The sequence below is a fragment of the Actinomadura sp. NEAU-AAG7 genome (genome assembly GCF_018603865.1).
Classification (GTDB): domain Bacteria; phylum Actinomycetota; class Actinomycetes; order Streptosporangiales; family Streptosporangiaceae; genus Spirillospora; species Spirillospora litoris.
This window is the reverse complement of the sequence record NZ_JAHFZY010000004.1, coordinates 577,141-603,158: the sequence shown is the minus strand read 5'-3', so window position 1 is coordinate 603,158 and position 26,018 is coordinate 577,141. Positions and strand designations below refer to the sequence as shown.

Sequence of the window (26,018 nt, the reverse complement as noted above, 5' to 3'; positions counted from 1 at the left end):
CAGTCTGTCACGGGAGGAGACCGAGATCGCGCAGTTCGGCGACCGTGGCGTCCGTCGAGGTGTGGTGGATCCCGAGCATGCCGAGGGTCGTGGCCGCGCGGATGTTGTGGTCGATGTCGTCGATGAAGACGCATTCGGTGGGGTCCAGGCCGAGCAGTTCGAGGGCGTGCCGGAAGATCTGCTCGTCGGGCTTGCGCATGCCGACCTCGGAGGAGATGACGACCGCGTCGAAGAGGTCGGCGAAGAGGTCGCGCGGGTAGTCGTTGCCCCAGGAGTTGGACAGCAGCGCCACCCGGGATCCGGCGGCGCGGACCGTGCGGAGGGCCGCGTACATGGGCTCGACGGGGGCGAACGCGCCGAACATGCGGGCGATCAGGCCGGTGGCGGTGACCGGGCCGCCGTCCACGGTGTGCAGTTCGGCGGCGAGGAGCCGCTCGAACTCCTCGGGGGCGAGCGAGCCGTCCTCAAGCCCGTGGATCGGGTTCTGGCCGGAGCCCTCGTAGGCCTGGCTCACCCACGCCCGCATCACCACGCCGTAGCGCTCGGCGTCGATGCGGTCGGCCGCCAGCCAGGTGGCGACCGCCTCGTTCAGCGGGGAGGTGAGGACACCGCCCCAGTCGGTGATCACAGCTTTGACGGCCACGGCCCGATGGTAAACGATCCCGAACCGGTGACCGAATCCAGTTCGACAAGGCCCCGAGGGGCGGCCGTGATCATGCGATCGGTGCGGGGGCGATCGCATGATCACGGGGCGCCTCAGGCCGATCTCAGTCTCTGCAGCGCCTCCCTGACGCCGCCGTCGGTCTCTTCCAGGACGATCGTCGCTCGGGCGGCCGGGACCTCGCCGAGCAGGGAGACCAGGGCGACCCGGGTGTTGCCGTGCGCCTCGGTCAGTGCGTTCTCGCAGGTGCGGGCGTCCATGCCCGTCGCCTCGGTGAGGATGCGGACCAGGCGGGCGCGCAGTTTGGCGTTCAGCGCGTTCACGCTGACCATCAGGTTGGAGTAGGTGCGGCCGAGCCTGACCATGAGGGTGGTGGAGAAGGAGTTGAGGACGAGTTTGGTCGCCGTCCCCGCCTTCATCCGGGTCGATCCGGTGATCACCTCGGGGCCGGTGGCGAGGCCGATGTGCACCTCCACTTCGTCGCCGTACGGTGTGTGCGGGTTGCAGCTGATCAGGGCGGTGCGCGCGCCGACCGCGGCGGACGCGCGCAGGGCGCCCACGACGTAGGGCGTGCGGCCGGACGCGGCGATGCCGATGGCGATGTCGCCCGGCTGGACGTCGCGGGCGTCGCGGGCGCCCAGCTCGACGTCGTCCTCGACGTCGGATATCGCCTGGGACAGCGCGCCGGGCCCGCCGGCGTGATGGGCGACGACGCGGCCCCAGATGCCGAACGTCGGGGGCAGCTCGGCGGCGTCGATCACCGCGAGCCGGCCGGACGTCCCGGCGCCGAAGTAGTGCACGCGCCCGCCGGCGCGCAGGGACTCCACGGCGAGGTCGACCAGCCGGGCGACCTCGGGCAGGACGGACGCGACGACCATCGGAACCGTCGCGTCCTCAGTGTTGATCAGGCGCAGCACCTCCAGGGTCGGCAGCGTGTCGACGTCGAGGGTTCGGGGGTTCCTGCCCTCGGTGGGGAGCTCGCAATCGATCACCGACGCCTCCGGTCGGGTCGCACGGTCCGGCCGCGGACCGCCTCGAACGTGGCTTCCAGGGCCTTGCGGGTAGACCCGTAGGTGCGCTGTGCCACACCGACGAAGACGCAGTCGACCACGGTCAGCTGCGCCAGCCGGCTGGCGGTGGCGCCGGAGCGGAAGGTGGTCTCCCGCGCCGCCGTCGTCAGGATCAGGTCCGCCACCTCCGCTATGGGGGACTTCGGGAAATTGGTCAGCGCCACGGTCCTCACTCCGTTGCTCCTGGCGACCTCCAGCGCGTCGATGGTCTCCACCGTCGAGCCCGTGTGGGAGATCCCGATCGCGACGTCCCCGGCGCCGAGGACCGCGGCGCTGGTGAGCATGATGTGGGCGTCCGACCACGCCGAGCAGACCCGGCCTATGCGGTGCAGTTTCTGCTGGAAGTCGGCCGCGACGAAGGCGCTCGCCCCGACGCCGTAGACGTCGACCCGGTCGGCGGCGACGACGGCGTCGACGACCTGTTCGAGCATCTTGATGTCGAGCTGCGAGGCGGTCTCCTCCACGGCTCGCGCGTCGGCGAAGGTCACCTTCTCCACGATCTGTTCGAGGGAGTCGTCGGGACTGATGTCGCTGCCGATGACCCGGCCCCCGCTGGCGCTCTGCGCCCGGCCCGCCTCGGTGGCGAGGGTCAGTCGGAGCTCTGGATAACCATGGAACCCGATCGCCCGGCAGAACCTGATGACCGTGGTCTCCGAGGTGCCGCAGGTCTGGGCGAGTTCGGTGATGGTGGAGTTGGCGACCCCCTCGGGGTCGTCGATGACGCGTTGAGCGACACGTCGCTCCGCGGGGGGCAGTGAGGGCAGCAGCGAGCGCACCCGCACCACGGTGCTCAGCGGCGTCTGCTCCTTGGGCGCCGCGTCTTCCCTGGACGTACCGGCCTCCCCTGTGCCCCCGCTCTCGGGGCCGTTGGGTTTCCTCATGTAAGGAATTTTCTTACTGCCAGGATGTCACGTCAACGGTAGAAAAGGCTACGGTCGCCATGTGTTGACCCATTTGGCCGGTCCTTACGTGGTCGGTATAGACGCGGGTGGCACGAAGACCCGCTGTGTCGTACTGACGCTCGGGGGAGCCCTGGCCGGTTCCGGCACCGGCCCAGGGGCCAACCCCAACTCCGGAGGCGACACCGCGGGGGCGCTGACCACCGCTCTGCGGGAGGCGCTCGGCGACCTCGACCGGACCCGCATCCTCACCGGTGTCTTCGGGATCGCCGGCGCGGGCTCGGCAGGCCGACCCGCCGCCGTCGCGGCGGCGCGGCAGGCGTGGCAGGCCGTCGGGCTGCGCGGCTCGCCCGCAGTGGTGACCGACATCGCCGTGGCGTTCGCCGCGGGGACCAGCGAGCCCAAGGGCATCGTGGTGTTCTCCGGCACCGGCGCCGGGGCGGCGGTGATCAGTGACGGGTCGATCGTGCAGCGCGCGGACGGCTACGGCTGGCTCGTCGGGGACGAGGGTTCGGCGGTGTGGCTCGGGAAGGAGGCGGTCAGGGCCGCGCTCGCGGCCTACGACGGCCGCGGCTCCCCGACGCTGCTCACCGACTCGGTCCCGCGGGCGCTGCTCGGTCCGACGGTGGTCGCGGAGATCGACTCGGCGCGGCGGCGGCCCCGGGCGCGGCGGGAGCTGGCGATGGCCGGCGCCGTCCCGGCCCCGCCCGGCGCCGCTTCGGCGCTGCCGCAGACGGTCCCGCTCGCCTCCGCGTTCCCCTCCCCCGCCGGGGGCGGCACGAGCACCGCCGTGCTGATCCCCGGATCGCCCGTCCCACGACCGGACGTCAACGGCCCGGGGCCGCCCGGACGCTCCGGCGATCCGGACGGCCCGCACCATCCGGAGATGTCGGGGACGCCGCCCAATCCGCAGCTCGCCCAGGCGATCATCAAGGAGGTCTACGGTCGTCCGCCCGCGGCCCTCGGCCGGCTCGGCCCGGTGGTCGCGGCGGCCGCGGCCGCGGGCGATCCCGTGGCCAGGCGCATCACCGAGGAGGCGGCCGAATGGCTCCTCCGCGACGTCGACGCGGTGCGCCCGGCCCTCTCCGACCCCTGCGCCCCGGTCGTGATGCACGGCTCGGTGCTGCGCGAGGGCCCGGTCGCCGAGGCCGTCCGGACCGGGCTGCGCGACCGGTTCGCCGAAGCTCCCCGAAGCGCGGGAGACGGGGCCGTGGGCGCCGCGGGGCTGGCGTTGCGCCGCCTCGGCCACCCGCTCCCCGGCTGAGCCGCCCCTGGCCGGCGACCCTGTAGGGCCCGCCCGAGGCGAGGACGGCGCCACGGCCGTCCGGACTCCCATCACGATGGACCCCCCGAAGACCCGCGATGGATCGCGATCCGGGGTCCATCGTGATCGGGGGTGTGGTCAGGGGGACGTGGGTTCTCCCAGCGCTGTCCTGATGGCGCCGTGCCCGCTGGGGCCGCTCGACGTCGGGGCGGGGCCGTGGACACGAAGGTGGTGGCGGGTCGACAGGGAGTCGGGGAGGCGTTAGCGTCGCGGGCGTCCGAAGGCGAGCTGTCGACCGTGGCGGAGGGCCTGGTCAGTGCGTGTTTCACGGCGGTTTGCGCTCGTCGCGGTGGCGGCGCTGGCCGTGCCTGCGGCGGGTTGCGGAGGCGGCGGCACCAAGGACGGCGAGAAGGGCGCGCGGCCCGCGACGTCCGCGAGCCCGTCCGTGAGCCCGGCGCCGGACGCGTGGGTGCCCGGTCACGTCGCGAGGATGAGCCTGGCCGAGAAGGTCGGGCAGCTCTTCGTGACCCGGTTCTCCAGCCGCGCGGACGGGATCTCGATCGTCAGGCGGTACCACGTCGGCGGGCTGATCTACTTCCCGGAGAACATGGGCACGCCGAGCCGGGCGGCGGCGCAGTCGAACGCGTTGCAGAAGGCGTCGAAGGTGCCGCTCCTGCTGGGGGTGGACGAGGAGCAGGGCATCGTGTCCCGGACGCCGTTCATCACGCGCTTCCCCGGGAACATGGCGCTGGGCGCGACGGGGCGCCCCGCCGACGCACGGACCCAGGCGCGCGTCACGGGCACCGAGCTGCGCGCGATCGGGATCAACCAGGACTACGCGCCCGACGCCGACGTGAACGTCAACCCGCGCAACCCCGTGATCGGGCTGCGCTCGTTCGGGTCCGACCCGGCGAAGGTGTCGGCGATGCTGACCGAGGCGATCGGCGGCTACCAGGAGGCGGGCGTCGCCGCGACGGCCAAGCACTTCCCCGGGCACGGCGACACCGCGACCGACAGCCACACCGGGCTGCCCGTCATCACCCACTCGCGGCGGACCTGGGAGCGCCTGGACGCGCCGCCGTTCAAGGCCGCGATCGCGTCGGGCGTGGACGCGATCATGACGGCGCACATCGTGGTGCCGAAGCTCGACCGGTCCGGCGACCCGTCCACGCTGTCGCGGACGGTCCTGACCGGGATGCTGCGCGGGACGCTCGGCTACCAGGGCGTGATCGTGACCGACTCGCTGGAGATGGCGGGCGCGCGCCGCGCGTACGGCGACGCGGCCGTGCCGGTGCGGGCCGTCGCGGCGGGCGCCGACCAGCTCCTCATGCCGCCGGACCTGCCGCGCGCCTACAACGCGGTGCTCGGCGCGGTGCGCTCGGGGAAGATCCCCGAGCGGCGCCTGGACGAGTCGGTCGCGCGCATCCTCCGGCTCAAGCAGAAGCGCGGCCTGTTCCAGGGGACGCGCGCCGACCCGGCCAAGGCGGACGCGACGATCGGCACGTCCGCGCACCGGGCCGCCGCGCGGACGGTCGCCGAGCACGCGGTGACGCTCGTCCGCAACGAGGGGCGGCTGCTGCCGCTCAAGAAGAGGACGGTCGGGGTGTCCGGACCGGACGGCGCCGCGCTGAGCGCCGCGCTCCGGCGCCAGGGCGTCCGGACGGCCGCGCCCGGGTCGGCGGACGTCACCGTCCTGACCACGCTCAACGCCGGAGCGGCGACGGCAGCCCGGGTCAGGGCGCTCGGGCCGAAGCCGGTCGTGGTGGCCGCGCTCGGCCGCCCCTACGACCTGGACGCGGCGCGCGGCGCGGCGGCGGCGCTGGCCACCTACTCCTCGCAGGCGGTCGCGATCGAGGCGCTGGCGAAGGTGCTGGCGGGCACGGTGAAGCCGGTGGGCCGCCTCCCGGTGCCCGCGGGCGGCAAGCCCGTCGGCCACGGCCTCGGCTACTGACCCCCGCGCATGCCGTCCGCGGGGTCGGTCTGGTGGGAGTTGTGGACGGCGGGTGGCGGGAGCTGGGAAGATCGGGCGCCCCCGTCCCCAGGAGGTCGCCGTGTGGGTCCGGCCTTCCCTCGCCGTTCTGGCCCTGTTGCCCGCGCTGGCCGCGTGCGGTGGGGGCGGCGAGGTCACGATGCCGCCGTTGACGCCCGAGCCCGCCGACTCCCGGCTGGCCGACACGGGCGGAGACGAGCGGCGGACGCTTCCGGCGCGGCTCGTCCTGTACCGGTTCCTGCGCGGTGTGGCCAAGGGGAACGTCGCGGTGTGCGCCTACCTGGCGCCCGCCTACGAGCGCACCGCCTTCGGCAGGCCGGGCGGCTGCCGCGCCGGGTTAGGGCGAGAGCGCGCGAAGCTCGGTCCGTGGGATCTGGCCGCGCTCCGCGGGGTCACGGTGCCGACCGGTGAGGCGGGCCCCGGGGCGGGCGAGGTCACCGTCCGCTTCGAGGATCTGAAGTGGCGCGGCGAGCCCGCCGGCCAGGGTGGGCTGCTCGCTTCGAGCTTCACCCTCCGCAGGACCGGCGGACGCTGGCTCGTCGCCGAGCAGGGTCAGCCCTCCTGACCCAGCACCGCCAGGGCCGCGGCGCGGGCCTCGGCCGGTGTCCGCGCGGCGCGGGCCGCGCGGGCCGCCTCGCGGCATTCGTCCAGCGTGTGCTGGGCGAGGGTGGCGCGCACCAGCGGCAGGGACGGCGCGCTCATCGACAGCGACGTCACGCCGAGGCCGACGAGGACGCACGCGAGGGCCGGGTCGGCGGCCGCCTCGCCGCAGACGCCGCAGGGGACGCCGGCGCCCGCCGCCGGGGCGACCAGGTCGAGGACGGCCGGGTGCCACGGGTCCTGGAGGTGCGCGAGGCCGCCGATCTGGCGGTCGGCGGCGCAGGCGTACTGCGTGAGGTCGTTGGTTCCGATGCTGAAGAACTCGACCTCCGGCGCCAGGTCGCGGGCGCGCAGCGCGGCGGCGGGGACCTCGATCATGATGCCGGGACGTTCGACGCCCGCCGCGCGGCACGCGGCGGCGAACGACTCCGCCTCCTCCACACCGGTCACCATCGGGGCCATGACCTGGAGTTTCACGGTCAGCCCCGCGGCCGCGCGGGCGAGGGCCGACAGCTGGGCGGTGAGCACGTCCGGGTGGCGGCGCATCATCCGCAGGCCGCGCTCGCCGAGCGCGGGGTTCGGCTCGTCGCCGGGAGGCGGGAGGAAGGCGAGGGGCTTGTCGGCTCCGGCGTCCAGGGTCCGCACGACGACGCGGCCCTCGGGGAACGCCTCCAGCACCTTCCGGTACGCCTCTTCCTGCTCGGCGTCGGACGGCGGTTTGGACCGATCCAAGAACAGGAACTCGGTGCGGTAGAGCCCGACGCCCTCGGCGCCGGCCGCCAGCGCGGCCGCGACGTCCTGCGGGCCGCCGATGTTGGCCAGCAGCGGGACGGCGTGCCCGTCCTTGGTGGCCCCGGGACCGGTGGACTCGGCCAGCGCGGACGCGCGGGCGGCGGACGCGGCGCGCGCCGCCTCGACCTCGGTGTCGGACGGGTCGACCACGACGGTCCCGGCGGCGCCGTCCACGAGCACGCGGGTGCCGTCGGTCAGCGCGGTCGCGCCCGGCAGCGCCACGACGGCGGGCACGCCCATCGTGCGGGCGATGATCGCGGTGTGGCTGGTCGGGCCGCCCTCCTCGGTCACGAACGCGACCACCTGGGCGGGGTCGAGCACGGCGGTGTCGGCGGGCGCGAGGTCGCGCGCGACCAGCACGAACGGCTCGGCGGACTCGGGGACGCCCGGCACCGGCAGGCCGAGCAGCCGGGCGATCGCGCGGTCCCGGATGTCGTCGAGGTCGGTGACGCGCGCCGCCATGTACTCGCCGGCCCCGGCGAGCAGCTCCCGATAGACGCCGAACGCCTCGAACACCGCGCGCGCGGCGGCGACGCCCTCCTCGACCTTGGCGCCGACGCCGTCGGCGAGGCCCGGGTCGCGGGCCATCAGCGCCTGCGCGTTCAGCACGTCGCGCCCGTCGGTGTTGCCGGCCTGCGCGGCACGGGCGCCGCGGTCCTCCAGGTCGGCGGCCACGGCCTCCAGCGCGGCGAGCGCGGCGTCGCGTTCGGCGCCCGCGTCGCCGCCGTGCCGGGAGCCGGCGGGCGGCTCGGGGACGGCGCCCGCGATGGTCAGCACGGGACCCGCCCCGGCCCCCGGGCTCACCCCGACACCGCGCAGCGGCTCAGACACCTTCGGGCTCCGGGGTCGACAGCAGGCCCTCCAGGGTGTCGAGCAGCGCGTCCGCGCCCTCGCCGTCGGCGGCGATGACGATCTCCTCGCCGTGCCGCGCGTCCAGGCCGAGCACCGCGAGGATGCTCTTGGCGTTGACGGGCCCCGCGCCGCGCTTGGCCACGGTGACCTGGCCGGGCGCCTTGGCGGCGGTCTGGACGAACAGCGCGGCCGGCCGCGCGTGCAGGCCCACCCTGGACATGATCTTGATAGTGCGTTCAGTCACGGAATGCTCCTCGAAGGGCCGTCTGTCACGGCCGTCGCCGGGCCGTCGGTCACGGCCCTCACTGTCGGCCTTCGCGCCCGGGGGACCCGCCCCCGAACGCTTCGCCCGGGAGGCCCGGGCCGCCGCTGCCACGGACGTCACCGGCCGCGCACCCGCAGCGCGGGGCCCGGCGCGACGTCCAGTTCCTTCAGGTCGGCCACCAGATGGTCGGCCTCGGCCAGCGCCTCCACCGGCTGCGAGGTGGTGACGCCGACGCAGGTCATGCCCGCGGCCTTCACGGCCGCGACGCCCGCCGGGGCGTCCTCGAACCCGATCGCCTCCTCCGGCGGGACGCCGAGGTCGCGCGCGGCGGCCAGGTACCCCTCCGGGTGGGGCTTGCCGTTGACGACGTCGCCGGCGGTCACCACGAGGTCGAGCAGGTCGCGGACGCCGAGACCCTCCAGGAGCCCTTCGGCGTAGCCGCGCCGTCCGGAGGTGACGACGGCGAGCGGGACGCCTGCCGTGGCCAGCGCCCGGATCAGGTCGACGGCGCCGGGGACGGGCACGTCGACGGGCATGTCCGGCAGCTTCCCGTAGGAGAGCGCCTCCTTGAGCAGTTCCTCGGCGGTCGGCCCGGAGAACCTGTGCTCAAGCTCCTGGAGCACCTCCAGCCCGCGGCGGCCCGCGAACGAGGTGATCAGGTCGTCGTCGTAGGGGACGCCGTGCGCGTCGAACAGCAGCCCCCACATGACGCGGTTGCGGGGCTCGGTGTCGATGAGGGTGCCGTCGAGGTCGAACACGGCGGCACGCAGGGGGATCAGCTCCATGTGAACAGTTCGGCCCCCTTCGTGACCTCGCCCGACTCGACGACGTCGGTGAGCGCGCCGTCGCCCGCGTCCAGCGCCACGACCGCGCAGATCGGCGACCGGCCGCCCGCCTCGATGACGGCCGGGTCCCAGCGGACCAGCGGCTGCCCGGCGGTGACCGCCTCACCCTGGGTCGTGAGCAGCTCGAACCCGGCGCCCTTGAGCTGGACGGTGTCGATGCCGAGGTGGACCAGCACGCCGTGGTTCTCGGAGTCCACGACGACGTAGGCGTGCGGATGCAACTTGACGATCTTGCCGGTGACCGGCGCGATCGCGTAGCCGGGGCCGCGCTCGGGGTCGACGGCGGTGCCCGGACCCACCATGGCCTGCGCGAACACCTGGTCGGGCACGCCCGCGAGGCCGACGGCGCGGCCGGCGACGGGCGACAGCACTCGGGTCATCGTGAGCGCTCCTCTCATTCCAGGATGTCCTCGATGTCGCTGGCGATGGTGTCGGCCTCGGGGCCGACCACGACCTGGACGACGGTGCCGCTGCGCATCACGCCGAACGCGCCCGCCCGCTTCAGGCCGGCCTCGTCGACCCGTCCCGCGTCGCTCACCTCGGTGCGCAGCCGGGTCGCGCACGGCTCGATCTCCACGATGTTGTCGGCGCCGCCCAGCGCGGCGACGATGGCCTCGGCCTTGTCCATTGCTCTCTCATTCCGTTCGGGGTGGGTGGCTCGTTCCAACCTGCCAGGCGGGCGGCCCGGACGGCGACCCCGGGCGCCGGTCCGGGGCCGCCGGTACGGCTCAGTCCGTCTGCGTGACCTTGTTCAGCCCGCGCGGGACGTCGGGGTCGACGCCGAGCCGGCGGGCCAGGTTCTCGACCAGGATCTGGCCGGGGACGATCAGCCCGAGCGGCGCGACCCACTCGGGCAGCGCCGGGCCGGGCAGCGCGGCCGTGCACGCCTCGGCGAGCCCCTCGCCGCCGCCGACGCCGAACGCGTGGGCGCCCGCGCCCTCGACCCGGCGGGCCAGCGCGACCGTCCCGGGCAGCGTCGGCCCGGAGTCGGCGGCGACCAGCAGCGCGGGCGTCTGCTCGTCGACGACGGCGATGGGGCCGTGCAGCAGGTCGGCGTAGGACAGGCCCATCGCGTGCAGGTAGCAGGCCTCCTTGATCTTCAGCGCCAGCTCCAGCGCGGTGCCGAACGCGATGCCGCGCCCGGACACGACCGCGCCCGGGACCTGCGCCAGCGCCTCGACGATCTGCTCCAGCGCCGGGGACGCCTCGGTCAGCGCGATCAGCCGCGCCACCTCGTCCGGGACGCGGCGCAGGTCGTCGACCGCGACGTCGGCGCCGAGCCCGAGGGCCAGCACCGACAGCGCGGCGAGCTGCGTGGTGTAGGTCTTGGTGGCCGGGACGGCGATCTCGGCCCCCGCGTCGGTGATCAGCGCGACCTCCGCGGCCTCGGCCAGCGGGGACCCGGCGCCGTTGGTGACGGCGACGGTCCGGGCGCCGCCCGCGGCGGCCCAGTCGAGCGTCTCGACGATCTCCTCGGTCTTGCCGGACTGGCTGATCGCCACGGCGAGCACGCCGCTCAGGTCCACCCGCCGCTTGTAGGCCGTCGCGATCGAGGGCGCCGCCAGCGTGGAGAGCCGCCCGGTGTGCGCCTCGACCAGGTAGCGCCCGTACACGGCGGCGTTGTCGGACGACCCGCGCGCGATGAACAGCACCTGCCGGGTGTCGCGGGCCAGCTCCGCGACCTCGGGCAGCCGCGGCAGCAGCGCGCCCACCGTCCGGCCGAGCGCGTCCGGCTGCTCACCGATCTCGGCGCGCATCTGACTGGTCATGATCCCCCTCCGAAGACTTTCTGCCCGTTGATCCAGGTCGCATGCGCGCGGTGGTCCGGGCCGAGCCAGACCAGGTCGGCCGACGCGCCCGGCGCGATGCGGCCGATGTCGGGACGGCCGATCAGGTCGGCGGGGACGCGGGTCGCCGCGTCCACCGCCACCGCGGTGTCGATGCCGAGGGCGGCGGCGTTGCCGAGCGCCTCGTCCAGCCGGAGGCCGGACCCGGCGAGGGTGCCGTCCGCGCGCAACGGCGGCCCCTGCTCGGGCATCGTGATCGGCTCGCCGCCGAGTTCGTAGGTGCCGGGCGGCATCCCGGCGGAGGAGGCGGCGTCGGTGACGAGCAGTACCCGCCCGTCCGCCGCCTGGAAGACCAGCTTCGCCGCCTCCGGGGACACGTGGTGCAGGTCGAGGATCAGCCCGGGGTGCAGCCGCCGGTCGATCAGCGCCTGCGTCGCCACGCCGGGGTCGCGGTGCCCGACGCCGCTCTGCGCGTTGAAGATGTGGGTGACCATGCGGGCGCCCGCGTCGGCGGCGGCCGCGGTCTGGGCGGCGGTCGCGTCACTGTGCCCGACGCTGACCAGCACCCCGGCCGCGTCCAGCTCGCGGATCGCCGCCAGCGCGCCCTCCCGCTCGGGCGCGAGCGTGACGAGCTTGACCAGGCCGGTCTCCAGCAGCGCCGCGATCGCCTCGGGCGTCGGGTCGGTCAGGTACGCGGCGTTGTGCGCGCCCTTCCGCCGCTCCGACAGGAACGGCCCTTCGAGGTGGACGCCGAGGACCTTCGTACCGGAGGCGAGGTCGGGCAGCAGGTCGCGGGTGCGCAGCAGCGCCTCGGCCTGCACCTGGACGGGGGCGGTGATGAACGTCGGCATGAACGCGGTCACGCCGGTCTCGGGGAGGCGGGAGACGACCGTGCGCCACTGGTCCACGTCGGCGTCGACCATGTCGTAGCCGAAGAACCCGTTCACCTGGAGGTCGACGAGGCCGGGGGCGAGCAGGCCCTCACCGAGGTCGGCGTCGGGGACGCCGGGCGGGCGGCCCTCCCCCACCTCGGTGATCACACCGTTCTCCGCTCGGACGAATCCCGGGGAGAGTACGCGGGTAGGACCACCCCCGGGGGTAGTGATCATGTGCTCAGCGCTGATCAGTAGTGATGCCATTGGAGCGCGCTCTCTGTGACGCGACGATCGCGGAACGTCGCCGCCGGGGCGTACAGGTCTAGTCCGGACTAGACCAGTACGCACCTTATCCCACCAATCGGAGCCAGCTGAAGACGTCGGCCCGAACTCGTCCGGGTTCGGGCCGTCTCGGGGGAGGTCATCCGCCCATGAGCACCACGGCCGAGGCCGGAGGGATGCGCGGGGCGTGGTCCGCCACGTTCGGGGTGCTGCAGCGGATCGGCCGCAGCCTCATGCTCCCCATCGCCGTCCTGCCCGCGGCGGGCATCCTGCTGCGCCTCGGCCAGGACGACCTGCTCGGCGTCGACGGCCTCGGCTGGGACCGGATCGCCGAGGTCTTCGCGGCGGCGGGCGGCGCCCTGCTCGACAACCTCCCCCTGCTGTTCGCGGTCGGCGTGGCGATCGGGTTCGCCAAGAAGTCCGACGGGTCCACCGCGCTCGCCGCCGTCGCCGCCTACCTCGTGTTCGACCGCGTCTCCAAGGTGATGTTCTCCCACAGCGGCGAGCTCAAGGGCACCGTGGTGGAGATGGTCCGCCAGGAGGACGGCTCGCTCAAGGAGACCATCGGCTACGGGCTGAAGAACCCGACCCAGGTGCTCGGCGGCATCGTCGTCGGCCTGATGGTCGCACTGCTCTACCAGCGCTTCTACCGGGTGAAGCTGGTGTCGTGGCTGGCGTTCTTCGGCGGCCGCCGGTTCGTCCCGATCGTCTCGGCCGGGGCGGCGCTGGTGCTCGGCGTCGTCTTCGGCGTCGTGTGGCCGACGCTCGGCGGCTGGATCGACGACTTCGGCGACTGGCTCACCGGCCTCGGCGCGCTCGGCGCCGGGATCTACGGCGTCTCGAACCGGCTGCTGCTCCCCTTCGGCCTGCACCACATCCTGAACTCGCTGATCTGGTTCGTGTTCGGCACCTACAAGGGGCCGGACGGCGTCGTCCACGGCGAGATCAACCGCTACCTCGCGGGCGACCCGCACGCGGGCACGTTCCTCGCCGGGTTCTTCCCGGTGCTGATGTTCGGTCTGCCCGGCGCCGCGATGGCGATCTGGCGCTCGGCGGCGCCGCACCGGCGCGGCGCGGTCGGCGGCCTGATGATCTCGGCGGCGCTCACCGCGTTCGTCTGCGGGGTGACCGAGCCGATCGAGTTCTCGTTCATGTTCGTCGCGCCGCTGCTGTATGTGATCCACGTGCTGCTCACGGGTATCTCGATGTACGTTCTGGCGGCGGCGGACGCGCAGCTCGGGTTCAGTTTCTCCGCCGGGCTGATCGACATGCTGTTGAACGCCACCAAGGACAACACGCGGCATTTGTGGCTGGTCGTGGCACTGGGAGTGGTCTACTTCTTCCTCTACTACGCGGTGTTCATGTTCGTGATCAAGAGGTTCGACCTGCCCACACCGGGCCGCGAGCGGGAGGAGGACGCACCGCCCGAAAGCGACGCCGGGCAGGCCCTCGGACCGGCCACCTGACCTGCGCATTCATTCGATCTTGAGAGGATGGAGCCGTGACCTGCTCGTTACGGATCTGTGCATTGACATGTCTTTCCCCAATGTGGTCTAGTCCGGCCTAGACCAGTACGAACCAAACTGAATCACAACCGAAACCCCCATCCCATCCCTAGCATTACGCACCGGACGACGTCCGGCCTGGTCACATCCGTTTGTGCGCCCGGTCCGGCAACCCCTGCCGGTCGCACCGACCCGGTCGCGTTCGGGCCCGGCCACCGCCGGGCCGCTCACGCGTCCGCGCCGCCACCCGCGCGCGCGTCCCGGTTTCCCTGACGTTTCAGGGATGTGCGCAGGCGTTGGAACGGTTCAGGACGTTCGGGGGACGCGTTCGGGGGGACGTACCCCGGGCTCGGACCAGCCCGAGCCGCCCGGGGCGCTCCCGGGCCGTCCGCCCGTCGAGCCGCCGCCCGTCCGACCGACCATCCGTCCGCCGACCCCGTCGCTCCGGCCCCGGCCATCGAGGACTCCCCCGTGACAGCCATCGATCCGCACAGCCCGGTACCGAAGTACTTCCAGCTCCGCGCCATCCTGCTGGACCTGATCGAGAGCGCCGAGCTGCCCGTCGACGCGCCGATCCCGTCCGAGCGCGAGCTGTGCGTCCGGTACGAGCTGTCGCGCATGACCGTCCGCCAAGGCGTCGACCAGCTCGTCTCCGAGGGGCGGCTCTACCGCGTCCCCGGCAAGGGCACGTTCGTCGCCCGTCCCAAGATCGAGATGCCGCTCCGGCTCGTCTCCTTCACCGAGGACATGCTCAGCCGCGGGCTGCGGCCCGGCGCCGTCGACCTCGACCGCCGCACGGTCCCCGCCGACGCCCGCCTCGCCCGCATGTTCGAGGTCGAGCCCGGCACCGAGATCCACGTCATCGAGCGGCTGCGGACCGCCGACGGCGAGCCGATGGCTCTGGAACGTGCCCATATCCTCGCCTCGCTCGCCCCCGACCTGCTCGACCGGCGGCTCGCCGACCGCTCCCTCTACGGCGTGCTGGAGGCGGTGTACGGGCTGGTCTTCGACGCGGGAGACCAGACCATCGACGCCAGCCTCGCCGACGCCGCCGACGCCCGGCACCTCCAGATCGCCCGCGGCAGCGCCGTCCTGCTGCTGCAACGCCGCTCCTACACCGGCGGCATCTGCGCCGAACTCGGCGTCTCGACCTACAGGGCGGACCGCTACCAGATCCACACGGCCCTCGGAAACCCCCCGCCGCACTCCTAACCCCCTGAGGAGGAACCCCCGATGACTTCGACAACCGTGGACGCGGGCGCGCCGCGCCGAGGGTCGAGCATCCTCGCGGTGCTCCAGCGGATCGGCCGCAGCCTCATGCTGCCGATCGCGGTCCTGCCCGCCGCGGCCCTGCTGTTCCGGCTCGGCCAGAAGGACATGCTGGGCGCGGACGGGCTCGGCTGGACGCGCGTCGCCGAGGTCGTCGGCGGCGCGGGGCAGACGCTCTTCGAGCACCTGCCGATGCTGTTCGCGGTCGGCGTCGCCATCGGGTTCGCCAAGAAGTCCGACGGCTCCACGGCGCTCGCCGCGCTCGTCGGGTACCTCGTCTTCGACCAGGTCACCAAGATCATGTTCTCGCACTCCGCCGACCTCAAGGGCAGCGTGCTGATCACCAAGGTCGACGAGGGCACGACCAAGCAGGTCATCGACTTCGGCGCGACCAACCCCACCGACGTCCTCGGCGGCATCCTGATCGGCGTCGTCGCGGCACTGCTCTACCAGCGCTTCAACCGCGTGAAGCTGCCCACCTACCTGGCCTTCTTCGGCGGCCGCCGGTTCGTCCCGATCATCACCGCGGTCGCCGCCCTCGGCATCGGCGTCGCGATCGGCTTCATCTGGCCCGTCTTCGGCACCTGGCTGACCGACTTCGGCGACTGGATCACCGGCGCGGGCGCGCTCGGCGCGGGCGTCTACGGCGTCGTCAACCGGCTCCTGCTCCCCTTCGGCCTGCACCACATCCCGAACTCCCTGATCTGGTACGTGTTCGGCGACTACAAGGGGCCGGACGGCGTCGTGCACGGCGAGATCAACCGCTACCTGGCCGGCGACCCGCACGCGGGCGGCTTCACCGCCGGGTTCTTCCCCGTCCTCATGTTCGGCCTGCCCGGCGCCGCCCTCGCCATCTGGCGCGCGGCGCCCCCGCACCGCCGCCCCGCCGTCGGCGGCATCATGATCTCCGCCGCGCTCACCGCCTTCGTCACCGGCGTCACCGAGCCGATCGAGTTCGCGTTCATGTTCGTCGCGCCCGTCCTGTACGCGGTGCACGTCGTGCTGACCGGCATCTCCATGGCCCTGATGGAGGCGGCGGGCGCCCAGATGGGCTTCGGCTTCTCGGCGGGCGGCATCGACATGCTGCTGAACGCTTCCAAGGACAACACCAAGGGCCTGCCGCTGATCATCGGGCTGGGCGTCCTGTACTTCTTCGTCTACTACTTCGTGTTCAAGTTCCTCATCGTGAGGTTCGACTTCGCCACGCCGGGACGCGAACCCGAGGGCGAGGAGTCGGTGGCCGCCGATCCGACCACCAACCCCGAACTGGCCGCCGGCGCCAAGCCCGCGCGCGACCCCGACCGCAGATCGCCCCAGGACTCCCCCGCCTCCGGCTGACCCCGAGAGCCCCGGACCTCCCACGACCCCTCCGGGACTCTCCCTCCACGCGGCGGCGGGGCGCTCCACCGCCCCGCCGCCGCCCTTTCCGCACGAATATCCGGTGATATTTAGGGATGCGGAACTGGCCGTATGTGGCCAGCATGTATTTTCTCGGCCGCTCAGGACTCCTTTTCTCGAACCGATTCGAGGAGGTAGCCGTGGGCCGACGCCCCGTCCAGCCGGTGTCCGCCGTTCGCATCGTCCGCTACACGCCCGTCCTGTCATCCGCCCGGTGGCGGGACGGCGGCGGATCGGCGTCCAGCACGGCCTCAACCGGGCGGAGCGGACCCGGCGCGGCGCGGCCCGTATCCGAGGTGCCTTCGGGGCCTTCTACGGCGGGACGCGCATCTGGCGCGCCTTCCGAGTGGAGGCCCTCCCAGGCCCCGAGCACGGACGGGGCGCTGGCGCTCAACCGGGCGCCGCTGCATGCGCGGACGCCGCGTCCGCTGCGCCTCGTCCAGCCGGGCGAGAGCGTGGAGACGGAACTGCGCGCACGCGCGGAGGCGACCGTGCGCATCGTGCTGGACGTCCTGGCCGGAGCACGCCCGGCACACCGGCTCTCCCAGGTGGCGGTCCCGGCGGTCTGCCAGGAACTGGAACGCCTCTATCCGCCCACCGCAGGCCGCGCCGCCCCGCCGGGTGCCCGCCGGGAGGGCCGCGCCGCGCCACCGCGTGGCGCTTCTCCGGGGCGCGCCGACCCGCCGGGGACCATGCAGCCCGGACGCGCCGCCGGACCGCGCGCCGCCGCTCTGAGGCGCGCCGTCCCACCGGGGGCCGCCTCACCCGGACGCACCGACCCGGCGGGCGCCGGGCTGCCGAGACGGGCCTTGCCAGGAGGGGGTGCCGTGCCGACGGGGAGGGTTCCCGCGGGGCGGGTTGTTCCGGCTCGGGTGTTGTCGAGTTGGTTGCAGCGGCCCGCGCCGGGGGTCGCCGAGGTGGGGGCGGTGGCCGTCGTGGCGGGCCGGGTGCGGGCGCTCGCGCTCCGGCTCGAACTGCACCGGGGGCGCTGGCGCTGCACCGCCGTGGAGACCACCGGGCCGTGACGCGGCGTCCCCCTGAATGCGAGAACGGCCTCCCGGACCAGGTCCGGGAGGCCGCTCGCGATCACGTGCTACTTGTTGCGCGGGTCTCCGTGGCAGCGCTTGAACTTCTTCTTCGAGCCGCAGGGACACGGGTCGTTGCGGCCGACGCCCGCGTAGGGGTCGTCGGTCTCCTCGCTGTGGTGCTCGACGCCGCCCTCACCGTCGACCGTCGGGGCCGAGTACTCCAGCTTGGACGGACGGTTCGGCTTGTCCAGCCCCTTGGCCTTGATCGCCGGGGCCTCGTCGACGGCGAGCTGGTCCACCGGGACGTCGTCGGCCTCCTCGGGCTCCTCCACGTCCTCGTCGACGGCGACGTCCTCGTCCACGGCGAGCTTGCCCTCGGGTGCGGACTTGGCGACGGAGACGGGCGCGGCGCCGACCGCGGGGGCCTCGGGCTGCTCCTCGATCTCGACCTCAAGGTTGAACAGGTAGCCGACCGACTCCTCCTTGATGCCGTCCAGCATCGCGTTGAACATGTCGTAGCCCTCGCGCTGGTACTCCACCAGCGGGTCGCGCTGCGCCATGGCCCGCAGGCCGATGCCTTCCTGGAGGTAGTCCATCTCGTAGAGGTGCTCGCGCCACTTGCGGTCCAGGACCGACAGCACGACGCGGCGCTCCAGCTCCCGCATGACGTTGGAGCCGAGCTCCTCCTCGCGCTTCTCGTAGGCGTCCTGCGCGTCGTCGCGGATCTTGGCGGCGAGGGTCTCGGCGTCCAGGCCGGAGATGTCGCCGTCGGCCGCGTCCTCGACCAGCTCGTCCACCGTGATGGAGATCGGGTAGAGCTGCTTGAACGCCTTCCAGAGCTTGTCGAGGTCCCAGTCCTCGGCGAAGCCCTCGCCGGTGGCGCCCGCGACGTAGCCGTGCACGACCTCGTCGATCATCCGGCGGACCTGGACCTGAAGGTCCTCGCCCTCCAGCACCTTGCGGCGCTCGGCGTAGATGACCTTGCGCTGCCGGTTGAGGACCTCGTCGTACTTCAAGACGTTCTTGCGCATCTCGAAGTTCTGCTGCTCGACCTGGGTCTGCGCCGACCTGATCGCGTTGGAGACGATCTTGGACTCGATCGGCGTGTCGTCCGGGATGTTCAGCCGGGTCATGATCGATTCGACGCGGGCCGAGTTGAACAGCCGCATCAGGTCGTCTTCGAGCGAGAGGTAGAACCGCGACTCGCCCGGGTCGCCCTGGCGGCCGGACCGTCCGCGCAGCTGGTTGTCGATGCGCCGCGACTCGTGCCGCTCGGTGGCGAGGACGTAGAGCCCGCCGGCGTCGACGACCTCCTCGTGCTCGCCCTTGACGGCCTCCTTGGCCTTCTCCAGCGCCTCGGGCCAGGCCTCCTCGTACTCCTCGGGCGTCTCCAGCGGGGACAGCCCGCGCTGGTGCAGTTCGAGGTCGGCGCGGAAGTCGGGGTTGCCGCCGAGCATGATGTCGGTGCCGCGGCCGGCCATGTTCGTCGCGACCGTGACGCCGCCCTTGCGGCCCGCCTCGGCGACGATCGCCGACTCCTGCTCGTGGTGCTTGGCGTTCAGCACCTGGTGCGGGATGCCGCGCCGCTTGAGCATCTTGCTCAGCTTCTCGGACTTCTCGACCGAGGTGGTGCCGACCAGGACCGGCTGGCCCTTCTCGTGCCGCTCGGCGATGTCGTCGACGACCGCCTCGAACTTGGCCTGCTCGGTCTTGTAGACGACGTCGGCGACGTCCTGGCGGACCATCGGCTTGTTCGTCGGGATCGGCACGACGCCGATCTTGTAGGTCTTGTTGAACTCGGCCGCCTCGGTGTCGGCCGTACCGGTCATGCCGGACAGCTTGTTGTAGAGGCGGAAGTAGTTCTGGAGGGTGATCGTGGCGAGCGTCTGGTTCTCGTCCTTGATCGACACGCCCTCCTTGGCCTCGATGGCCTGGTGCATGCCCTCGTTGTAGCGGCGGCCGTGCAGGATGCGCCCGGTGAACTCGTCGACGATCAGGACCTCGCCGTTCATGACGACGTAGTCCTTGTCGCGCTTGTACAGCTCCTTGGCCTTCAGCGCGTTGTTGAGGAAGCTCACCAGCGGCGTGTTGACCGAGTCGTAGAGGTTGTCGATGCCGAGGTAGTCCTCGACCTTCTCGACCCCGGCCTCGGTGATGCCGACCGTGCGCTTCTTCTCGTTGACCTCGTAGTCGCCGGGCCCGTACTCGTCGACCTGGCCCGCGGTGCTGATCAGCTCGGCCCGCTTCAGCCGCGGGACGATCTTCGCGAACTCCGAGTACCACTTGGAGTTCTGCTCGGCCGGACCCGAGATGATCAGCGGGGTCCTGGCCTCGTCGATCAGGATGGAGTCGACCTCGTCCACGATCGCGAAGTTGTGGCCGCGCTGGACGCACTCCTCCAGGCTCCAGGCCATGTTGTCGCGCAGGTAGTCGAAGCCGAACTCGTTGTTGGTGCCGTAGGTGATGTCGGCGTTGTAGGCCGTGCGGCGCTCGTCCGGGGTCATCTGCGGGAGGATGACGCCGACCTCAAGGCCGAGGAACTGGTGGATGCGGCCCATCCACTCGGCGTCGCGCTTGGCCAGGTAGTCGTTCACCGTGACCACGTGCACGCCGTCACCCTCAAGGGCGTTCAGGTACGCCGGGAGGACGCAGGTCAGGGTCTTGCCCTCACCCGTCTTCATCTCCGCGATGTTGCCCAGGTGCAGCGCGGCACCGCCCATGATCTGGACGTCGTAGTGGCGCTGCCCGAGCACGCGCTTGGCGGCCTCACGGGCGGTCGCGAACGCCTCGGGGAGCAGGTCGTCGAGGGTCTCGCCGTCGGCGAGGCGCTCTCGGTACTTGTCGGTCAGCTCGCGCAACTCGGCGTCGCTCATCTCGAGGAAGTCGTCCTCGATCGAGTTGACCTGATCCGCGAGCTTCTTGAGCTTGCGCAGGGTTTTTCCCTCGCCCGCACGAAGGATCTTGTCGATGACTGGCGGCACTCTCGAAGACTCCTTGCAGATCGTGGGTCACCGCTCCTGGCGGCGCGCACACCACACGTACGATGCCCATCGTAGGCGAGATCCAGAATGGTCTAGGTCACTCCGCAACGCAATCCACAGAACGTTCCGTTTGACCGTTCGGGTACCGGATAGGTCTCCGACGGCACGGAAGGGGAGGCCTGGTGTCCGAAGAACCGCAGACAGGAGAGCCGTACGGCTCTGAGGGATCCGACTCGCGCGGGGCGCGCCGTCCAGGTGGCGGAGGGTCACGAGCGTCGCACACCGGGGAGTCGAACGGCGCGGCGCGAGCGGAGTCGCACGGCTCCCACGCCGGGCGGCCGGGTTCGTGGGTCGCCGTCACGATCATCTTCGCGGGGTTCGTCGTCGGCGGCGTCGCGATCTGCCTGGGACCGGCCTGGATCATGTTCTACGTCGGTGTCGGGATCATCGTCGTCGGCATGATCGTCAGTGGCCTCGTCCACCTCTTCTCGGACGTGGTGGTGGACGCGCCGCGCGTCATCCCCGAGATCGTCGACTACTCGCTGTTCGGCTCGCGCTCGGACAAGCGGCGCGGCGGCGAGCAGGGCGAGGCCATCGACCGTCCCATCGCCACGGACCCGCAGCAGACACCGCACGGCTGACCTGGCCGTACATCGGACCGCCGGAGCGGGTGGCGCACGCCGCGCCACCCGCTCCGGCGGTCCGGCCCGCGGGCCGGGCGTCTTCGGCGTGTTCCGGCCAGCGGCGGCCGCACGCCGATGGCGCCTTCCGGCCAGTGGCGGAGGTTCTGGCCGGTGGCGGCCCCTAGCCGGTCGCGGCCCCTAGCCGGTGGCGGCGGACTTGAGGGCGGCGTCGAGGAGGGCGCGGTCGACGCCGTCCGGAACGATCCGCTCGACGCGCACGTCGTCGCATCCGACCCAGGAGGCCGCGCGCCAGAGCGCCGTGGCGAGGGAGGCCGCGGCCGTCTCCGCGCGGGGAGCGGTCCTGACCGCCCAGGGCTCGAAGGTCACCTGCCGGGCGATGAGCGTGCCTCCCTCCCTGGCGGGGTCGACGCGGCCCAGGATGCGCCCCCCTGCCAGCAGCGGCATCGCGAAGTAGCCGTGCACGCGCTTGGCCTTGGGGACGTACGCCTCCAGCCGGTGGTCGAAACCGAAGACGCGTGAGGCACGGGCCCTGTCCCACACGAGGGAGTCGAAGGGCGAGAGCAGCGTCGTCATGTGCCTGCCCTTGGGCGGGACCTCCAGCGCCTGAGGGTCGGCCCACGCGGGTTGCGTCCATCCCCGCACCGACGCCCTGACGAGGCCCGTCGCCTCGATCACCCGGTCCACCTGGTCTTGCCGGACGCGGTAGTAGTCGGCGAGGTCCCCCCGCGTCGCCACGCCGAGGGCCCTGCCCGCGCGTGCGACGAGCGCCGTCAGGCAGGCGTCGTCGTCCGGCTCCCGCATGCGGAGCTCCTCCGGGACGGCCCGCTCCGCCAGGTCGTACACGCGCCGCCAGCCCACCCGCTCCACGCAGACGGCCTCGCCGATGTCGAGCAGCCACTCGATAGCGATCTTGTGGTCGCTCCAGTCCCACCATTCGGAGCTGGCCTTGGCGCCGCCCAGCTCCTTCGTGGTGAGCGGCCCGTCCGAGCGGAGCCGTGCCCGGATCTGGTCGCAGACGCCCTCCGGAACCTTGTGCCAGCGCCAACCCCGGCTCCGGTACGCGCGGCGGCGGAACTCGAACAGCGGCCAGTCGGCCATCGGGATTATGGACGCCGCGTGAGCCCAATACTCGAATGCCCCATACGTGCCATTGCCCCAATAGGCGGTCTCGATCGCGTTCCGCCCCACCGGGCCGAGCCGGGCATAGGGAATCAACTCGTGGGACCGTGCCAGAACCGAGATCGTGTCCAGCTGGACGGCCCCCAGCCTTTCCAGCATGGCGGGCACACCGCCCTTGGGCCGGGCCCCCAGGAACCCCTGGGCCCGGAGTTGCAGCCGCCGTGCCTCGTCCGCGCTGAGCTCTACCTCGTCCACGTCCGCGATGCTAGGGCACGACACCGACAAAAGGGGAATGCCGGTCGCGCGACGGGCCCGGTGTCAGGGGCCGGCGAAGGCGGAGGCGGCGGCGAGGATGCGCCGGCCCAGCGGCACGTCCCCGCCCACGTCGACCCGTATCTCGCCCGGTCGCAGCCGTTCCGCGGCGAGAAGGCAGAAGTCCATCGTGTCGAGCGCGAGCGTCACGGTCGGCTTGTCGGGGGCGGACGGGCCGAGCGGCAGATGCCAGGCTCCCCCGCCGGGGCCCCTCAGATCGACGTGGACGCTCTCGCCGGCCGCGGCCCGCCCCTCGCGCAGCGCGAGCGCCCCGGGGAGCGCACGGACGCCCAGGGTCGCGATCGCGTGCAGATGCTCGGGCGGCGGCGGGGGCAGCGAGTGGCCGGTCGCCGTCGCGATGTCGCGGGCGTGGACCCAGGTCTCGAACGCGCGGGCGACCACCGCGCTGTCCGTCCGCATCGGGAACTTGAGGACCACCCGGATGGCGGCCGCCTCCTCGTCCAGGCGCGCGCACAACGCGTCGGCCTGGGTGCGCCAGGACACCCGCGTCTCCTCGTGGCCGCGTCCGCGCTGCTCGTCGATGACGAGGGCCGTGCGCGCGTCCACGTCCCGGGCGTCTGCCCCCTGCGCAGGTTCGGCACGTGCCAAAACGGGGGCACCGTCCTGCGTGTTCAACTGCTCCGCCAGAAGGGAATCGGTGGCGGACAGGTGGGCGACGACATCCTGGACGGACCAGTCGTAGATGACGTTGGTGGACCACGCGCGCCGCGACAGCTCCGCCAGCAGCGCGTCCAGCATCGACACCAGCGCCGCGTAGGGCGCCGCATAGGACGGGACGGAGGGCGCCACCGGCCGCCGCCGGGCGCGCGCGCCCGCGAGGGTCCGCTCACGCAGGGACGCGCCGGGCCGGACGCCGTCGAGAAGACCCGCGACGCCACCGAGCAGGAGGCTCTCCTCCATGCAGGCGGGACAGTGCGGGACGTGGCCCATGACGAGCCGCGTCTCCTCGTCCGAGCACGCGCCCAACGCCCAGGAGCCGAGCAGGGACGCGACGTGCTCGTGCACGGGGCTCATGGCGTGATCCCCCTCTCCGCCAGCGTCTCGGCGACGCGGCGCGGGGCCGTCCTGACGCGCGGTCCCGCGGTGCCCTCCGCCGGACCGAACCAGGCTGCCACCCGACCGTACGTGCGCCGGGGGAAATAGGCCAGCACGACCGCCTCCCGCAGGGCGCTCAAACGGGCCGCCACCGCGACGACCTCCGCTCCTGGGGACGCACAGGTAGCGCGGGCGTAACCCTCAGGACCGTGTTGTCGGACGGTTCCGGTCAGGTGCGCCCAACCTCTAGGTGATCTCCAGAAGCTTCTCCCGGACGGCGTAGACGACCGCCTCCATCCGCGAGTGCAGCTGGAGCTTCTCCAGGATGTTGCGGACGTGGTTCTTCACGGTGTTCTCGGAGATGAACAGCTCCCGGGCGATCTCCCGGTTGCCGAGCCCGCGCGCGACCAGCCGCAGCACCTCCATCTCACGTTCGGTGAGACGCGGCGCCGGCACCTGCTGGGTGCGCTCCTCGCTGCGCTTGGCGAGCGCGGCGAACTCGGTGATCAGCTTGGACGCCATCGACGGGCTGATCAGCGACTGCCCGCCGTGGACGGCGCGGACCGCCTGCGGCACCTCGTCGATCGAGATCTCCTTGAGCAGGTAGCCGCTGGCCCCCGCCTTGATCGCCTCGAAGAGGTCCTCCTCCTCGTCGCTGATGGTCAGCATGACGATCTTCGCGCTGGGCGCCGCGTCCTTGATGGCGGTGCACGCCTCGATACCGCTGCGGCGGGGCATCCTGATGTCCATCAGCACGACGTCCGGCAGCAGGTCGCCGGCCATCTCGACCGCCTCGTGCCCGTCGCCGCCCTCGCCGATGACCTCGATGTCGTCCTCGCCCTGCAGGACCATCTCCAGACCCCTGCGGAACAGCGCGTGGTCGTCGACGATGAGCACCCGGATCGGGTCGGCGGCCCCGGCCGGACCCGCCGCCTCACGGGCGGCGGGCGTCGCACCGGCGCCGGCCTGACGGGGTACGGCCGCGGCGCCGCGAGCCTCGGGTTTCTCGCTCACCTGAGTCGCGGCGTGGAGGAGACGCCGCTTCCCCCCTTCGCTGTCAATGATCTGTACCGGGCCTGGACGAGCCCGGTTCCGGCACCTTACGGCCCCGGGTCGTCCAATTTCTTGCACTTGGGGGTCGCCCGGACCGCCGCGCCCCCGGAATCACTCCCGGGCGACCCACCGGCTCCGGGGTTGCCCCGGCTTGTACGGTTCGCTGGTCCAAGTGTCTTCTACTTGCGGGGCGACCACACCCCCTGACGCGCCCTGGAATCATCCGGATTTCCCTGGACGGCCCTGCCCGCGCGCCCCCAGGGGCGCCGCCCGCGCCTGTCGCCTCCGCAGGATGCCGGGTTCGCACGCTTCGCCCCGACCCTTGCCCGCGCCGGGGCGGCAGGGCACGCTCGGCTCAGGAAAGGCTCGACCGATTCGATTTCCGGTGACACGAAAATCGCCGGTACCCACCTCACCCAAACCGATTCACCTCCCCGGCCACGGCCTAGAGCGGCTCGGCGGTTCTCGCACCCTTCGAAACCTCTGAAATCGGACGAGAACCGGAGCCCTATTCTTCGGAGTTTCCGGGCATCACGCGCAACGCCCGCCAAGGAACCTGATCACGGGCGAACCCCGCGCAACCTCAGGGACCGCGCCCGTCCACGAGTGAACTGCTGCGCCTCCAGAAAGGTTCCAGAGCTGACCGGAACCTCCCGGCACAAGCCGCTGACCAGCGCTCACGCCCGTCCCGCAGGAGCCGCCGCAGCGACGTGCTCCCCCTCAACCGTCAGCGACCACTCCGCCACACCGGTGGGCGGCCTTGACCTCCAATGGCGATCATCCGGGAACTCGAACGCCCCCGAATTCCCCGCGGAAGGCGCTCGACCCGCTCTGCCGGAAAACGATGTCAGCACCCGGACGCCGCGACGCGCACCTCACCCGATGGAAACTTCGCCTTCCCCGCTCGGCCCCGTCCAGCCGCACGCCTCAACGATGGCGGCTTGGTCCCAGTAGAAGGGACGGCATTCGAGCATGCGCCCGTCCCGGACCCTGATCTGCTGCAGGATCAGAGTCTCGACCTCCCGGCCGGTGGCCCGGGCCCGGAACCGCACCCGATTGCGCACCACGACGGTGTCGCCGTCGCCCCAGTGCTCCTGCTCCAGGAACTCCATCGATTCCCAGACCTCGCTGAAGCGGGTCAGAAAGCGCTCCAGCCCGTCCCGGCCGCGCCACGTCCCGGTGCCCGTGAACGGCAGGCCCGGAGCCTGGTGCAGCACCACCTCCGGATCCAGACAGGCGGCCGCCGGCCCATAGTCGGCCTTGCCGTACCCGCCTGCCGCCACATACGCCGCCTCGGCCGCGTAGAACTTCTCCATCACCGCCCACGCGTCACCTGACGCGTACCGGTCTTCCACCGAAGGCCCCATGCCCATCGTCTGCCCCTCTCACCGCAGTCACGCCCGGAACCCCGTCCACCCCAACGCGGTTGCACCAGCGGCCACACGAGGCCGCGGTGAATCGGAACTCCGAC

General features: G+C 72.4%; 23 protein-coding genes. 8 read left to right on the top strand and 15 right to left on the bottom strand.

Annotated elements, in window-relative coordinates; translation table 11 throughout:
• Nucleotides 1–7: 7 nt before the first annotated feature.
• The 3 genes from KLI87_RS21750 to KLI87_RS21740 all read right to left on the bottom strand — a co-directional run bounded on the left by KLI87_RS21750 (nt 8) and on the right by KLI87_RS21740 (nt 2,612).
• Complete coding sequence (locus KLI87_RS21750; protein WP_308166114.1) at nt 8–643, bottom strand: HAD family phosphatase; 636 nt, start codon at nt 641–643, stop codon at nt 8–10.
• Nucleotides 644–756: 113 nt separating this feature from the next.
• A complete protein-coding gene (locus KLI87_RS21745; RefSeq protein WP_214618426.1) occupies nt 757–1,653 on the bottom strand; it encodes an N-acetylmuramic acid 6-phosphate etherase in 897 nt (298 codons plus the stop codon).
• Complete coding sequence (locus KLI87_RS21740) at nt 1,650–2,612, bottom strand: MurR/RpiR family transcriptional regulator (RefSeq protein ID WP_246249550.1); 963 nt, start codon at nt 2,610–2,612, stop codon at nt 1,650–1,652. Before KLI87_RS21740 ends, KLI87_RS21745 begins: the two co-directional genes overlap by 4 nt.
• 61 nt (nt 2,613–2,673) lie before the next feature.
• Here KLI87_RS21740 and KLI87_RS21735 point away from each other — a divergent pair, with 61 nt between their 5' ends.
• From KLI87_RS21735 to KLI87_RS21725, 3 genes are all read left to right on the top strand, one after another.
• On the top strand, nt 2,674–3,894 hold the full coding sequence (locus KLI87_RS21735; protein WP_308166113.1) for a BadF/BadG/BcrA/BcrD ATPase family protein: 1,221 nt from the start codon (nt 2,674–2,676) through the stop codon (nt 3,892–3,894).
• 316 nt (nt 3,895–4,210) lie between these two features.
• A complete protein-coding gene (locus tag KLI87_RS21730) occupies nt 4,211–5,845 on the top strand; it encodes a glycoside hydrolase family 3 protein (protein WP_214618425.1) in 1,635 nt (544 codons plus the stop codon).
• A gap of 100 nt (nt 5,846–5,945) precedes the next feature.
• On the top strand, nt 5,946–6,449 hold the full coding sequence (locus KLI87_RS21725; protein WP_214618424.1) for a hypothetical protein: 504 nt from the start codon (nt 5,946–5,948) through the stop codon (nt 6,447–6,449).
• On the opposite strand, the gene ptsP is transcribed toward KLI87_RS21725, so the two are convergent.
• From ptsP to nagA, 7 genes are all read right to left on the bottom strand, one after another.
• Nucleotides 6,437–8,107: a phosphoenolpyruvate--protein phosphotransferase gene (gene ptsP / locus KLI87_RS21720; RefSeq protein WP_214618423.1), complete on the bottom strand. Its 1,671-nt coding sequence runs from the start codon at nt 8,105–8,107 to the stop codon at nt 6,437–6,439. The genes KLI87_RS21725 and ptsP overlap by 13 nt on opposite strands.
• A complete protein-coding gene (locus KLI87_RS21715) occupies nt 8,100–8,372 on the bottom strand; it encodes an HPr family phosphocarrier protein (protein ID WP_214618422.1) in 273 nt (90 codons plus the stop codon). The genes ptsP and KLI87_RS21715 overlap by 8 nt, the downstream gene beginning before the upstream one ends.
• 137 nt (nt 8,373–8,509) lie before the next feature.
• Nucleotides 8,510–9,178 (bottom strand): HAD family phosphatase, encoded by a 669-nt coding sequence (locus KLI87_RS21710; protein WP_250904076.1) that lies wholly within the window; start codon nt 9,176–9,178, stop codon nt 8,510–8,512.
• Nucleotides 9,169–9,618 (bottom strand): PTS glucose transporter subunit IIA, encoded by a 450-nt coding sequence (locus KLI87_RS21705; protein ID WP_156215730.1) that lies wholly within the window; start codon nt 9,616–9,618, stop codon nt 9,169–9,171. Before KLI87_RS21705 ends, KLI87_RS21710 begins: the two co-directional genes overlap by 10 nt.
• Nucleotides 9,619–9,632: 14 nt before the next feature.
• The gene (locus KLI87_RS21700) at nt 9,633–9,866 is read right to left on the bottom strand and encodes a glucose PTS transporter subunit EIIB (RefSeq protein WP_156215729.1); all 234 of its coding nucleotides are present in this window, start codon (nt 9,864–9,866) and stop codon (nt 9,633–9,635) included.
• 100 nt (nt 9,867–9,966) lie between these two features.
• Entirely contained in the window at nt 9,967–11,007 is a 1,041-nt protein-coding gene (locus KLI87_RS21695; protein WP_156215728.1) for an SIS domain-containing protein, read from the bottom strand.
• Nucleotides 11,004–12,065, bottom strand: coding sequence for an N-acetylglucosamine-6-phosphate deacetylase (gene nagA / locus KLI87_RS21690; protein WP_308166112.1), 1,062 nt, complete (start codon nt 12,063–12,065; stop codon nt 11,004–11,006). Before nagA ends, KLI87_RS21695 begins: the two co-directional genes overlap by 4 nt.
• Nucleotides 12,066–12,331: 266 nt before the next feature.
• Between nagA and KLI87_RS21685 the strand changes: the two genes are divergently transcribed.
• The 4 genes from KLI87_RS21685 to KLI87_RS21670 all read left to right on the top strand — a co-directional run bounded on the left by KLI87_RS21685 (nt 12,332) and on the right by KLI87_RS21670 (nt 17,379).
• Entirely contained in the window at nt 12,332–13,648 is a 1,317-nt protein-coding gene (locus tag KLI87_RS21685; RefSeq protein WP_214618421.1) for a PTS transporter subunit EIIC, read from the top strand.
• A 510-nt stretch (nt 13,649–14,158) separates the two neighbouring features.
• Nucleotides 14,159–14,899, top strand: coding sequence for a GntR family transcriptional regulator (locus KLI87_RS21680; protein WP_214618420.1), 741 nt, complete (start codon nt 14,159–14,161; stop codon nt 14,897–14,899).
• A gap of 21 nt (nt 14,900–14,920) precedes the next feature.
• Nucleotides 14,921–16,294, top strand: a complete 1,374-nt coding sequence (locus tag KLI87_RS21675; RefSeq protein WP_214618419.1) for a PTS transporter subunit EIIC — start codon at nt 14,921–14,923, stop codon at nt 16,292–16,294.
• Between the two features lie 200 nt (nt 16,295–16,494).
• A complete protein-coding gene (locus KLI87_RS21670; RefSeq protein ID WP_214618418.1) occupies nt 16,495–17,379 on the top strand; it encodes an Rv3235 family protein in 885 nt (294 codons plus the stop codon).
• Between the two features lie 68 nt (nt 17,380–17,447).
• Here KLI87_RS21670 and secA read toward each other — a convergent pair whose 3' ends face one another.
• Entirely contained in the window at nt 17,448–20,363 is a 2,916-nt protein-coding gene (gene secA, locus KLI87_RS21665) for a preprotein translocase subunit SecA (protein WP_214618417.1), read from the bottom strand.
• 182 nt (nt 20,364–20,545) lie between these two features.
• On the opposite strand from secA, the gene KLI87_RS40230 reads away from it, so the two are divergent.
• Nucleotides 20,546–21,004, top strand: a complete 459-nt coding sequence (locus tag KLI87_RS40230) for an HGxxPAAW family protein (RefSeq protein ID WP_246249547.1) — start codon at nt 20,546–20,548, stop codon at nt 21,002–21,004.
• A 180-nt stretch (nt 21,005–21,184) separates the two neighbouring features.
• Here the strand turns inward: KLI87_RS40230 and KLI87_RS21655 are convergent, their stop codons facing one another.
• The 4 genes from KLI87_RS21655 to KLI87_RS21640 form a co-directional block, all read right to left on the bottom strand.
• Nucleotides 21,185–22,381, bottom strand: a complete 1,197-nt coding sequence (locus KLI87_RS21655; protein WP_308166111.1) for a DNA glycosylase AlkZ-like family protein — start codon at nt 22,379–22,381, stop codon at nt 21,185–21,187.
• A 63-nt stretch (nt 22,382–22,444) separates the two neighbouring features.
• Nucleotides 22,445–23,473 (bottom strand): maleylpyruvate isomerase family mycothiol-dependent enzyme, encoded by a 1,029-nt coding sequence (locus KLI87_RS21650; protein ID WP_214618416.1) that lies wholly within the window; start codon nt 23,471–23,473, stop codon nt 22,445–22,447.
• A 267-nt stretch (nt 23,474–23,740) separates the two neighbouring features.
• Nucleotides 23,741–24,397: a response regulator transcription factor gene (locus tag KLI87_RS21645; protein ID WP_207933348.1), complete on the bottom strand. Its 657-nt coding sequence runs from the start codon at nt 24,395–24,397 to the stop codon at nt 23,741–23,743.
• A 1,025-nt stretch (nt 24,398–25,422) separates the two neighbouring features.
• Nucleotides 25,423–25,920 (bottom strand): nuclear transport factor 2 family protein, encoded by a 498-nt coding sequence (locus tag KLI87_RS21640; RefSeq protein WP_214618415.1) that lies wholly within the window; start codon nt 25,918–25,920, stop codon nt 25,423–25,425.
• Between the last annotated feature and the right edge of the window lie 98 nt (nt 25,921–26,018).

Bases quoted from the DNA above. Each gene is read 5' to 3' on its own strand.
- KLI87_RS21705 (WP_156215730.1), bottom strand. From the start codon at position 9,618: ATGACCCGAGTGCTGTCGCCCGTCGCCGGCCGCGCCGTCGGCCTCGCG.
- KLI87_RS21675 (WP_214618419.1), top strand. From the start codon at position 14,921: ATGACTTCGACAACCGTGGACGCGGGCGCGCCGCGCCGAGGGTCGAGC.
- KLI87_RS21740 (WP_246249550.1), bottom strand. From the start codon at position 2,612: ATGAGGAAACCCAACGGCCCCGAGAGCGGGGGCACAGGGGAGGCCGGT.
- KLI87_RS21685 (WP_214618421.1), top strand. From the start codon at position 12,332: ATGAGCACCACGGCCGAGGCCGGAGGGATGCGCGGGGCGTGGTCCGCC.
- KLI87_RS21695 (WP_156215728.1), bottom strand. From the start codon at position 11,007: ATGACCAGTCAGATGCGCGCCGAGATCGGTGAGCAGCCGGACGCGCTC.
- KLI87_RS21700 (WP_156215729.1), bottom strand. From the start codon at position 9,866: ATGGACAAGGCCGAGGCCATCGTCGCCGCGCTGGGCGGCGCCGACAAC.
- KLI87_RS21640 (WP_214618415.1), bottom strand. From the start codon at position 25,920: ATGGGCATGGGGCCTTCGGTGGAAGACCGGTACGCGTCAGGTGACGCG.
- KLI87_RS21710 (WP_250904076.1), bottom strand. From the start codon at position 9,178: ATGGAGCTGATCCCCCTGCGTGCCGCCGTGTTCGACCTCGACGGCACC.
- KLI87_RS21650 (WP_214618416.1), bottom strand. From the start codon at position 23,473: ATGAGCCCCGTGCACGAGCACGTCGCGTCCCTGCTCGGCTCCTGGGCG.